The sequence below is a fragment of the Corynebacterium sp. genome (genome assembly GCF_030826625.1).
Taxonomy (GTDB): Bacteria; Actinomycetota; Actinomycetes; order Mycobacteriales; family Mycobacteriaceae; genus Corynebacterium.
On sequence record NZ_JAPJNQ010000072.1, the window covers coordinates 1 to 11014 of the forward strand.

At 53.9% G+C, this 11014-nt stretch carries 9 protein-coding genes and 2 pseudogenes; 8 read left to right on the plus strand and 3 right to left on the minus strand.

What is annotated here, in order from left to right:
• The 5 genes and pseudogenes from RCH87_RS08560 to RCH87_RS08580 all read left to right on the plus strand — a co-directional run.
• Positions 1-1424 (plus strand): annotated as a pseudogene (locus RCH87_RS08560) (DNA-directed RNA polymerase subunit beta'); the annotation flags it as partial.
• A gap of 305 nt (positions 1425-1729) precedes the next feature.
• Positions 1730-2350 carry an ECF transporter S component gene (locus tag RCH87_RS08565; protein WP_306516290.1) on the plus strand — a complete coding sequence of 207 codons (621 nt, stop codon included), beginning with the start codon at positions 1730-1732 and terminating at the stop codon, positions 2348-2350.
• A gap of 11 nt (positions 2351-2361) precedes the next feature.
• Positions 2362-3783, plus strand: coding sequence for an ABC transporter ATP-binding protein (locus tag RCH87_RS08570; protein ID WP_306516291.1), 1422 nt, complete (start codon positions 2362-2364; stop codon positions 3781-3783).
• A gap of 58 nt (positions 3784-3841) precedes the next feature.
• A complete protein-coding gene (locus RCH87_RS08575) occupies positions 3842-4591 on the plus strand; it encodes an energy-coupling factor transporter transmembrane protein EcfT (RefSeq protein WP_306516296.1) in 750 nt (249 codons plus the stop codon).
• A 94-nt stretch (positions 4592-4685) separates the two neighbouring features.
• Positions 4686-5147 carry a hypothetical protein gene (locus tag RCH87_RS08580; protein WP_306516292.1) on the plus strand — a complete coding sequence of 154 codons (462 nt, stop codon included), beginning with the start codon at positions 4686-4688 and terminating at the stop codon, positions 5145-5147.
• 184 nt (positions 5148-5331) lie between these two features.
• Here the strand turns inward: RCH87_RS08580 and RCH87_RS08585 are convergent, their stop codons facing one another.
• From RCH87_RS08585 to RCH87_RS08590, 3 genes and pseudogenes are all read right to left on the minus strand, one after another.
• Positions 5332-5703, minus strand: coding sequence for a DDE-type integrase/transposase/recombinase (locus RCH87_RS08585; RefSeq protein ID WP_306516297.1), 372 nt, complete (start codon positions 5701-5703; stop codon positions 5332-5334).
• Positions 5704-5999: 296 nt separating this feature from the next.
• Positions 6000-6170 (minus strand): annotated as a pseudogene (locus tag RCH87_RS10425) (integrase core domain-containing protein); the annotation flags it as partial.
• Positions 6171-6303: 133 nt separating this feature from the next.
• Complete coding sequence (locus RCH87_RS08590; RefSeq protein WP_306516293.1) at positions 6304-6465, minus strand: DDE-type integrase/transposase/recombinase; 162 nt, start codon at positions 6463-6465, stop codon at positions 6304-6306.
• Positions 6466-7319: 854 nt separating this feature from the next.
• On the opposite strand from RCH87_RS08590, the gene rpsL reads away from it, so the two are divergent.
• From rpsL to fusA, 3 genes are all read left to right on the plus strand, one after another.
• Complete coding sequence (gene rpsL / locus RCH87_RS08595; protein ID WP_018121319.1) at positions 7320-7688, plus strand: 30S ribosomal protein S12; 369 nt, start codon at positions 7320-7322, stop codon at positions 7686-7688.
• Positions 7689-7694: 6 nt separating this feature from the next.
• Positions 7695-8162: a 30S ribosomal protein S7 gene (rpsG, locus tag RCH87_RS08600; RefSeq protein WP_306516294.1), complete on the plus strand. Its 468-nt coding sequence runs from the start codon at positions 7695-7697 to the stop codon at positions 8160-8162.
• 232 nt (positions 8163-8394) lie between these two features.
• Entirely contained in the window at positions 8395-10527 is a 2133-nt protein-coding gene (gene fusA / locus RCH87_RS08605; RefSeq protein ID WP_306516295.1) for an elongation factor G, read from the plus strand.
• The last annotated feature ends 487 nt before the right edge of the window (positions 10528-11014 follow it).

The following is an 11014-nucleotide window of genomic DNA, read 5'->3' on the forward strand; positions in this document are numbered from 1 at the left end:
TCGAGTACTTCAACAACTCGCACGGTTCCCGTAAGGGTCTGGCCGATACCGCGCTGCGTACCGCAGACTCCGGTTACCTGACCCGTCGTCTGGTCGACGTTGCTCAGGACGTCATCGTCCGCGAAGACGACTGTGCAACCCGTCAAGGCGTGCGTGTTCCGATCGGCGAGCAAATCACCGACGACACCTACGCGGTACACGAACTCTGGGAGACCTCCGCTTCCGGCCGCGTAGTTGCTAGCGACGTCAAGGACGCCAACGGCGAAGTCTTGGTTGCTGGTGGCGAAGACCTGACCGAAGAAAACACTCAGAAGTTGGTCGACGCTGGCATCACTGAGATCAAGGTACGTTCGGTTCTCACATGCCAGACCCCAGCTGGTGTTTGTGCGAAGTGTTACGGCAAGTCCATGGCTTCCGGCAACTTGGTCGACATCGGCGAGGCCGTCGGTATCGTGGCTGCCCAGTCGATTGGTGAGCCTGGTACCCAGCTGACAATGCGTACCTTCCACCAGGGTGGTGTCGGTGGCGACATTACCGGTGGTCTGCCACGTGTTCAGGAGTTGTTTGAGGCCCGTAACCCGAAGAACCGCGCGCCTATCGCATCCGTTGCTGGTGAAATCTCGCTATCTGATGAAGGAAACTTCTGGACGCTGACGATCCACCCAGACGATGGATCCGACAACGTCGTCTACGAGAAGCTGTCGAAGCGTCAGGGCTTGGCCCAGGTACGTCGTCCAATGGAATCCAACCCGGATGCCATGATTGAGCGTGCGCTGCGCGACGGCGACCGCGTCGAAGTTGGCGAGCGTCTGCTGCGTGGTGCGGCCGATCCACACGATGTTCTGGAAGTTCTGGGACGTCGCGGCGTCGAAAAGCACCTGATCGACGAAGTGCAGGCCGTGTACCGCACCCAGGGTGTGGCTATCCACGACAAGCACATCGAGATCATCATCCGCCAGATGCTGCGCCGCGGTACCGTCATCGACTCCGGTACCACCGCCTTGCTGCCGGGCAACCTGATTGACCTTTCCGAGGCGAAGCAGGTTAACGCGGCACAGGTTGCGGAAGGCGGCCAGCCTGCCGAGATGCGTTCCGAGATCATGGGTATCACCAAGGCTTCCTTGGCTACCGAATCCTGGTTGTCGGCCGCATCGTTCCAGGAGACCACCCGCGTTCTTACCGACGCCGCCATCAACAAGCGTTCGGACTCGTTGATTGGTCTGAAGGAGAACGTCATCATCGGTAAGCTCATCCCGGCCGGTACCGGTATCAACCGTTACCGCAACATCACCGTTAAGCCGACGGAGGCTGCCCGCAACGCGGCATACTCCATCCCGACCTACGGTGATTCCATCTACGGCGACGACGGCTACAGTGACTTCACTGGCGCTTCGGTCCCATTGGATGAAACCTTCGAGCTCTAACCGACGGCTCGCTTCCTGCAGCAGGCGGCTAGTTGCCGCTAACAGGAAGCCAGCCTCGCAGTGCTAGTGCATTGTTGGCCCTATCCCATTTCGGGGTAGGGCCTTTCGTGCGTCTTAAAGCCGTTTGTCCGCAATCCCGAAAAAATTCCTCGCCGATCCACAGCTTTAGTGATGCTTCCCATAAGTTCTTGGCAAAGTTTTTGCCAGGGTATAGCGTGATACGGGCTAAAACAATCATTCGAATTCGCAGCGCTCGCGCCTTCCTTGGCAGATTCGCTGCCGCACAACCACAGAAAGGGTCAGCTATGGCCGATTCAGCTGCTGGAACATCGCCAACGCGTGTTAAACGAAACTTAAGTTGGCGTCCTATCGATATCGTGATCGTCGCGATTCTCGGCGTCGCCACCGGCTTCATCTTCGTAGTCTGGAACAACATTGGTTACGCCTGGTTTACAGCCATGGATAACTTGACTCCTGGTCTCGGTGGCTTGGCCGTCGGCATCTGGCTAATCGGCGGTGTGCTGGGTGGTCTGATCGTCCGCAAACCCGGTGCCGCTATTTTCGTAGAAGTTTTTGCTGCCAGCGTATCGGCAGCCTTGGGCTCACAATGGGGACCAGAAACCCTGTATTCGGGCCTAGCGCAGGGCCTGGGTGCTGAGCTGATTTTCCTGTTGTTTGCTTACCGGAAGTTCAACCTGTTCGTCGCCATCCTGTCTGGTATCGGTGCCGGAGTTGGCGCTTGGACCTTGGAACTTTTCTTGTCACCGAACCTCGCGAAGTCTTTAGAATTTAACATCATCTACTTGGTCTGCGTGGCAATCTCCGGCGCAATCTTGGCCGGCGTCGTCGGCTTCTATCTAATGAAATCGTTGGCGAAAACCGGGGCGCTTGACCGTTTCCCGGCTGGTCGTGAACACCGCGTATAAGCTCTAATCTCATGCCAGCAACCGCCGTCGACATCGCGAACTACTCCTGGACTCACGCCGGGCGCAAACAACCTGCGCTCGCAAACGTCAGTCTGCAGATTGCAGAGGGAGAACGCGTGCTGATTTGTGGAAATTCGGGGTCGGGAAAATCCACCCTCGTAGCCGCGATCGCGGGAGTGCTCGGCGGTGAAGAAGAAGGTGATCAGGCAGGTAGCCTGGTTCTGCGGGATTCCTCCGGGCGGCAAGATTCTGCGGGTGCAGCTATTCCGGTGGGATTGGTCCTGCAAGACCCGGATTCTCAAGTCATTGCGGCCCGGGTTGGCGATGATGTTGCATTCGGCTGTGAAAACCTCGGGTTAGATCGAGCTGAGATCTGGCAGCGCGTGCGCGAGGCCCTCCCGCTGGTTGGTTTGGATCTGCCTTTAGACCATCCCACCGCGCACCTGTCGGGTGGACAAAAGCAGCGCCTGGCCCTGGCCGGGGTGATTGCTATGCGTCCGGGCATCATTATTCTCGATGAGCCCACAGCTAACCTTGACCCAGACGGCGCACGCGATGTTGTCGCGGCGGTGGGCAACGTCGTCAAGCACACTGGTGCCACGCTGCTGGTCGTCGAGCACAACTACGACACCTGGTTGCCGTTGCTCGAACGCGGCCTGGAGTTTTCAGCGGGAAAGCTTGTCGACGACGGACCCGCCGAAGAAATCGTCGCCCGCCGCCGCATTACCGATTTGCCACAGGCTCAGCCGGAACTAGCAGCTCATCTACCTGCTTTGAGCGCCCGTGCCGTCCTCGCCGCCGACCAACCCGAGCATCTACCTGCCCGAAGCCTGCAATTGCCGGAGCATGCCTCGACTGTGATTACGGGGGCGAACGGTTCGGGCAAGACCACTTTGTTGATGACTTTGGCAGGTTTGCGCCCGCTAGCATCCGGCAAAATCGAACTCTCCGAATCTATTCGCTCCGGTCTACGTGGACCCGTCGCAAAGTGGAAATCCCGGCAGTTGGCGCAGCGCATTGGCTATGTATTTCAGAACCCGGAGCACCAGTTTGTCGCGCGAACTGTGCTAGAAGAACTACAAGTTGGGCCAAAAGTCATGGGTCTCAAGGTCGGGCGCGCTCGTTATGACGAACTTTTGGAGCGGCTCTCGCTCGCGCATCTTGCCGCGGCAAATCCGTTCACGCTTTCTGGTGGCGAGAAACGGCGGCTGTCCGTCGCCACCGCTTTGATTGCCGCGCCGAATTTGCTGCTTTTCGACGAACCTACCTTCGGCCAGGATCCGAATACCTTTGGAGAACTCGTTTCCATTGTGCGCGGGCTTGTCGACGATGGCGTCACCGTCGCGTCCGTGACCCACGACAAGCACTACCGCAGTGCGCTCGGGGATAACCAGGTGGAATTGTTAGCAGGGGGAGGTAACGCGCGTGGCTAACACCAGGCGAAGCGAAGCAGCGCAGGACGATGATTTAGTACCCGTTGGTGCGCCGCGAATTAACCCGCTGACACGCATTATCATCATGTTGTTGGTGACCACCCCGTTGCTGTTCAGCTTGGATTGGGTGAGTGCGTCTATTTCATTAGCGATCACCGTCTCGGTTGCCCTAGTTGGGGGAGTGGGGGTGAAAGCTCTCGCTGCAACTCTCTGGCCGCTGCTGCTGATCGCCCCGTTGTCTGGTATTTCCATGTTGCTCTATGGTGCCGAAGGCGGAGACGTCTATTTCGAGTTCTGGTTAATGAGCATTTCGGACAACTCAATTGAGCTGGCGATCGCAATCATGATCCGTATTTTGGCGGTGGCTAGTCCGGTGATTTTGTTGGCGCGGAATATCGATCCCACGCGACTGGGCGATTCTCTGGCGCAAATCCTGCATTTCCCCGATCGTTTCGTCATCGGTTCGGTCGCCGGGGTGCGCATGACCGGACTGTTCAAAGATGATTGGGTGGCGATGAATCGTGCCCGTCGTGCTCGGGGACTAGGGGATTGTGGCAAGCTTGCGCATTTTTTCACCATGGCATTCGGTTTGTTGGTGCTTGCTTTACGACGCGGCGGCAAGCTCGCAACCGCGATGGAAGCTCGTGGGTTTGGGCGCCAGCCGCTGTACGGGGATCGTCGCACTTGGGCACGTCCATCGCGGTTGCAGGTGGTAGATTGGAAGGCACTTGGTGTAGCCGTGGTATGCGCCGCGATTCCGGCAGTGGTTTCGGTGTTGGTGGGCAGCTGGCGTTGGTTTGGGTTGTAACAGTGACTGGAGAATTCGAGTGATCTGGAATGTGCATTTAGTGAATTTAAATATTGAAGCAATTAAGAATCATTTTTTACGGAAATCTTCCTAAATGTATTTTCAACGTACTCGGATCAGTTTAGTTGCTTTTCTTTTGGTTATAGTTCTATATTTCCTTCCTGGATTATCGTTACTGGGGATAGAGGTTTTTCTAGTAAATGAATTGCGGCTGGATATTTTCACTATGTTATCGGCTCTTATGTTATGCCTAGGATTGATTTCAATTATTTTCTATATTGATTTAGAGATAGGAAATTCATTAAGAATAAAATTTGCAGGAATTGTTATAAAAAATATAAAACTAGTGGATATAGAAAATATATACGAAGTTGAGGCTAAGGGTATCTTAGGGTTTCTTGAATATATACCATCGATGCAAACTGTTGAAGATGGAGTTGTAATATCTACTGGGAGTGGTTTTGTTTGCATATCTACGGAAAAAGAGAACTATTACGTTAGTTGTAAAGATGCTAAATCAATTTGTTCTTATTTTTCTGAAATCAAAAACGGTTGACCATCGTCTTTCAGCCACAGCTCTGTCGTGGAGTTGTCCGCAAGTTGTGGACATTTCATTAAGCTGCTTTCACCCCAGAACTAGGGAGAGCAAGCTGTAATTCATACACTACTGTGGATACATTCTCAATAGTAGAATGCCTACGGTACTGGTTATAAAACACCTTAATCTTTCACTGATGACGTCATGGACCGCAGCCTTGGTAGCAAAGACATGCTGGTGGAAATATTTGACTTTCAGATTTGCCCAAAACGGTTGAAGCCATGTCATTATCCCAGCGCATACCTGTTTTATCCAGAGAGGCCTTCATGTTTTCATCTTGGGCATAATCAGCAAGGCGATCACTGGTGAACTGGCTACCACGAACAGCATGCACAACCACCTGGCTAGGCAGTAGCCCTCTCGCAAGCCGGGCATTCGTTAAAGCCTTAATCACCAATTCGCTGGTTTGATCTGGGCCCATGGAATAACCGACAACGCTCCTGGAATGTCGATCGAGTATAGCGCATAAATACATCCGTCCCTGCCTGCATCGCAGGTAGGTAATGTCAGTAATCTAGAATTTGTTTAATCCTCCTTGGTTCCAGCTGCGCTCGAATAAGTCCTCATTGCGGCACTGTTTTCTGATTTTTGGCGATGAGCAACGAAAAGACCTCATGGATAAGCCTTCTAAGCCTTGTCTACGCATTGAACGTGCCACTTTTACGATCCACAGCGATTCCTGCAGCATGCACGTCAGCAGTGATGCGTGGTGCCCCGTACACTCCTCGTGAGCGTTGGTGTGAAGTGTCCTGGGTTTTGTTCCTAGGCATTTACCTTGATTTCTATTATTTCCCGAGACTCATCTTGTTCTCACAACGCGTCTTCAACCTCAACCGGGATGCGGTACCCCAAGCTTTGATGCAGTCTTATCTCATTCCACCATGACACCCACTCAAATGTCACGATTTCTACCTCGACGACATCATCCCACCTGTGAGTATGGAGAATCTCGTTTTTGTAAGAACCGTTGACATTTTCAGCTAGAGCATTGTCATATCAGTCACCGACAGTCCCGGTGTAAGCGGTAATCGTGTGCTGGGCACCTCGCTTGTTATAGACCACGCTGACATATTGCGACCCACGATTCGAATGGTGCACCAAACCTATCGTTTCTTCAGCGCACTTGGGTCGCTTGGTTGAGAGCGTGCAGCGGCAGTGCTTCGGTGCGCATCGAATCCGATAACGCCCACCCAACGATCCGCCTGGAGTAAACGTCGGTGACAAAAGCGGTGTACACAAAGCCTTTCTTCGTGCGTACATACGTAATGTCAGCCACCCATAGCTTGTTTTAGGCTCTTAAGCTTTGAATTCACGCTCGACCAAGTCCGGGCGTAGATCAGGCACGTTAGCTTTTCGGGTTGTAATAGGTGACCGGCCTTTGTCTTTGCCAGAAACACCAGCCAGACGCATCACGAAGGCGACGAGCACTTAATCCACGGGCCTTGGGCTGGCGGTAACCACGCGAGGTGATAAACCCACCAGTCCGGTTATTCTTCAACGTCTTACAAATGAACTCGGGCAGTGAAACGATCCCGGTATTCATCGATAAACCGGATCACAACCGAGACTTTGGGGCTACTGCCTGACACGCGGGGTGCGTCGACATATTTTCCGCCACGATGCGAACTTCCACGAGACAGACCACAGGGTCCTTGGCATCCAGGGTAATTTTTTGGGCGTGTTCGATGATTTTCCCATCTATTCATACGGAACAAAACCTGGTACATTTCATAACACCTGGGACACTTCAGCACTCTTCAAACAACAATGTATCGAAATGGTCATCTGGTCTGGCCAATATCGCAAGCGAGCGGCTGAAGGTTGCGAAGTGATACCAATTGTGCCCGGGGAATGAGGTGCTGAACTCTGAGCTTGTCACATGCTGGACTGAATTGGGTTGAGTTTATGTAGTTATCCTGCTATGCTGCTGGTTAGTTCGTCCTACTTGTGGTAGGGCGAAAGTCTGATCATCTTCACGGCGCACAAAATTGCCAGTGGAGACGTTCTGGACACGCGGAAGGGCCCCGGAAAAGAGCCCCGATTTTTGCGTGTTTGGGTTCGTTTGCCAGCAAGTAGTGTGCTTTGCGCCGCAAGGTGTAAGAAAACTCAACCGACAAGAAAGACTGGTTTATGCCAACTATTCAACAGCTGGTCCGCAAGGGCCGCCACGATAAAAAATCGAAGGTGGCAACCGCAGCGCTGAAGGGTTCCCCACAGCGTCGTGGCGTCTGCACCCGCGTGTATACCACCACTCCAAAGAAGCCGAACTCCGCGCTGCGTAAGCTTGCCCGTGTCCGCCTGACCTCCGGTGTTGAGGTTTCGGCCTACATTCCAGGTGAGGGCCACAACCTGCAGGAGCACTCCATGGTTCTGGTTCGCGGTGGTCGTGTAAAGGACCTTCCAGGTATCCGTTACAAGATTGTCCGTGGTGCTCTTGACACCCAGGGTGTTAAGGACCGTAAGCAGGCTCGTTCCCGTTACGGCGCAAAGAAGGGGTAATAAACAATGCGTAAGAATCAAGCTCCAAAGCGTCCAGTTGTTAAAGATCCGGTTTACCAGTCCGAGCAGGTATCCCAGCTGGTCAACAAGGTGCTTCTCGATGGCAAGAAGGCCACCGCAGAACGCATCGTCTACGGCGCACTGGAAAAATGCAAAGAAAAGACCGGCACCGACCCATTAGGCACCCTGGAAAAGGCACTGGGCAATATCCGTCCAGACCTCGAGGTTCGTTCCCGCCGCGTCGGTGGTGCTACCTACCAGGTTCCAATGGAAGTTCGCCCAAGCCGCGCAAACACTTTGGCTCTGCGTTGGTTGGTTACTTTCACCCGCAAGCGTCGTGAAAACACCATGATCGAGCGCCTGGCTAACGAGATCTTGGATGCTTCCAACGGTCTCGGTGCTTCCGTAAAGCGTCGCGAAGACACTCACAAGATGGCAGAAGCCAACCGCGCTTTCGCCCACTACCGCTGGTAATTCGCTGTATATCTCCGGTGGCGGCCACGTTCAATCTAGCGTGGCGTACGTCGCCGGAAATAGGCACAAAATCAGTACACAGACCCGCAACGCAACCGAATCCCTGGAAGCTTTCGGGTCTTTTGTTTAGTAGCTAATTTGCTGCCAAATAACTATTTTCGTGGCATGATCGCGGGTAACGTGACAGGTGCACGAAAAAATACATCAACGACTATTTTGATGGGGTAAAACTGTGGCACAAGAAGTGCTTAAGGATCTCAATAAGGTTCGCAACATCGGCATCATGGCCCACATCGATGCTGGTAAAACCACCACCACCGAACGTATTCTGTTCTACACCGGCATCAACCGCAAGGTTGGTGAAACCCACGACGGTGGTTCGACCACCGACTGGATGGAGCAGGAAAAAGAACGCGGTATCACCATTACCTCCGCTGCCGTTACCTGTTTCTGGGAAGGCAACCAGGTCAACATCATCGACACGCCAGGTCACGTCGACTTCACCGTTGAGGTTGAGCGTTCCCTGCGTGTTCTGGACGGCGCTGTAGCTGTTTTCGACGGCAAAGAAGGCGTTGAGCCACAGTCCGAGCAGGTGTGGCGTCAGGCTGCGAAGTATGACGTACCACGTATCTGCTTCGTGAACAAGATGGACAAGCTGGGTGCAGACTTTTACTACACCGTGCAGACCATCGTCGACCGCTTGGGTGCAAAGCCACTCGTTATGCAGTTGCCAATCGGTGTCGAGGATGACTTCGACGGCGTTGTTGACTTGCTGCAGATGAAGGCATACCTGTGGCCAGGCAAGGTCGAGGTCGGTGCTGAACCACAGCTTGTCGACATCCCAGAAGACATGCAGGAAAAGGCCGAAGAATACCGTGAGAAGCTGGTTGAAGCCGTAGCTGAGACCGACGAAGAACTCATGGAGAAGTACTTCGGTGGTGAAGACATCTCGATCGACGAGCTGAAGGCGCAGATCCGCAAGCTGGTTGTTAACTCCGAGATCTACCCTGTTTACTGTGGTACCGCGTACCGCAACAAGGGTGTCCAGCCGTTGCTCGACGCCGTTATCGACTTCCTGCCAAACCCAATGGACGTTGGCGAAGTGATCGGCCACGAAATGGGTAACGAAGAAGTTGAGATGCGTCGTAAGCCATCGGCTGACGAGCCTTTCTCTGGTTTGGCTTTCAAGATCGCCGCACACCCATTCTTCGGTCAGCTGACCTTCGTTCGCGTCTACTCGGGACGCGTCGAGCCAGGCAACGAAGTTCTGAACTCGACCAAGGGCAAGAAGCAGCGCATCGGTAAGATCTTCCAGATGCACGCCAACAAGGAAAACCCTGTTGACGAAGCAGTAGCCGGTAACATCTACGCGATCATCGGCCTGAAAGACATCACTACCGGTGACACCATTTGTTCCAAGGATGAGCCGATCATCCTGGAATCCATGGACTTCCCAGATCCAGTTATCCAGGTTGCCATCGAGCCAAAGACCAAGGCCGACCAGGAGAAGCTGTCGACCGCTATCCAGCGTCTTGCCGACGAGGACCCAACCTTTACCGTCAAGCTGGACGAAGAATCCGGCCAAACCGTCATCGGCGGTATGGGCGAGCTGCACCTCGACGTTCTGGTCGATCGCATGAAGCGTGAATTCAAGGTCGAGGCGAACATTGGTAACCCACAGGTTGCCTACCGCGAAACCATTCGCAAGTCGGTTGCTTCTCTGGACTACACCCACAAGAAGCAGACTGGTGGTTCCGGTCAGTTCGCGAAGGTCGTTGTCTCCATCGAGCCATACGCCCCAGACGAGAACGAACTGGAAGAGGGCGAGAGCCCACTGTACAAGTTCGAGAACGCGGTCACCGGTGGACGTATTCCGAAGGAATACATCCCATCTGTCGACGCTGGTATCCAGGACGCCATGCAGTACGGCTACCTCGCTGGTTACCCGTTGGTCAACATTAAGGCGACCTTGGAAGACGGCGCATACCACGACGTCGACTCCTCCGAAATGGCCTTCAAGTTGGCTGGTTCCCAGGTACTGAAGGAAGCTGTTGCGAAGGCGAAGCCAGTTCTGCTGGAGCCTTTGATGGCCGTTGAAGTTGTTACCCCAGAAGAATTCATGGGTGACGTCATCGGTGACATCAACGCACGTCGTGGCCAGGTTGAATCTATGGATGACCGTTCTGGCGCCAAGGTCGTGAAGGCCCGCGTTCCGCTGTCTTCCATGTTCGGCTACGTCGGCGACCTGCGCTCTCGCACCCAGGGTCGCGCGAACTACACCATGGTTTTCGACTCCTACGGTGAAGTTCCACAGTCAGTAGCCGAAGAGGTTATCGCTGCACGCACTGGCGGCTCTTCGAACTAAGGTTTCGATGAGTTCGAACTCGGGCTCGGGCCCGAGAGGCGGACAGTTTCGCTTGCCCCTGGACCGAAAAACTAACCTCCAGGGGCACTGTGCCCGCGTACTGTTATCGCCTGGGTTGCGGTCGTGCTGAACCCATCATTTCGCATCGAAGACCACTATTTGGGGTCTGTTTTCGCGGAAACGAGAACGTGAACTACCACAAGCGAATGGGTTGAGCCGGCCGTTACCCGAAGGAAACTGTTTCTAGTGATATGCTGAGGTTAGAGCCGTCTATATGTATGAACGGCTTGATATATCTCTGCCATAATTCTAGGATCAGGTAACGGGCACACCTGTCAGACGTTGCCTGCCGCATGTCCGTGACTATTCTGCGGACGAATTAGTAGGCAAATTAAACAAACCACGTGGCTGCGAAGGTCGTAGCCACCGATAAAGTCCAGGAGGACATACAGTGGCAAAGGAGAAGTTCGAGCGTACGAAGCCGCAT

Coding starts and splice junctions, on each gene's coding strand:
- RCH87_RS08565 (WP_306516290.1), top strand. CDS start 1,730: ATGGCCGATTCAGCTGCTGGAACATCGCCAACGCGTGTTAAACGAAAC.
- RCH87_RS08570 (WP_306516291.1), top strand. CDS start 2,362: ATGCCAGCAACCGCCGTCGACATCGCGAACTACTCCTGGACTCACGCC.
- RCH87_RS08580 (WP_306516292.1), top strand. CDS start 4,686: ATGTATTTTCAACGTACTCGGATCAGTTTAGTTGCTTTTCTTTTGGTT.
- rpsL (WP_018121319.1), top strand. CDS start 7,320: ATGCCAACTATTCAACAGCTGGTCCGCAAGGGCCGCCACGATAAAAAA.
- rpsG (WP_306516294.1), top strand. CDS start 7,695: ATGCGTAAGAATCAAGCTCCAAAGCGTCCAGTTGTTAAAGATCCGGTT.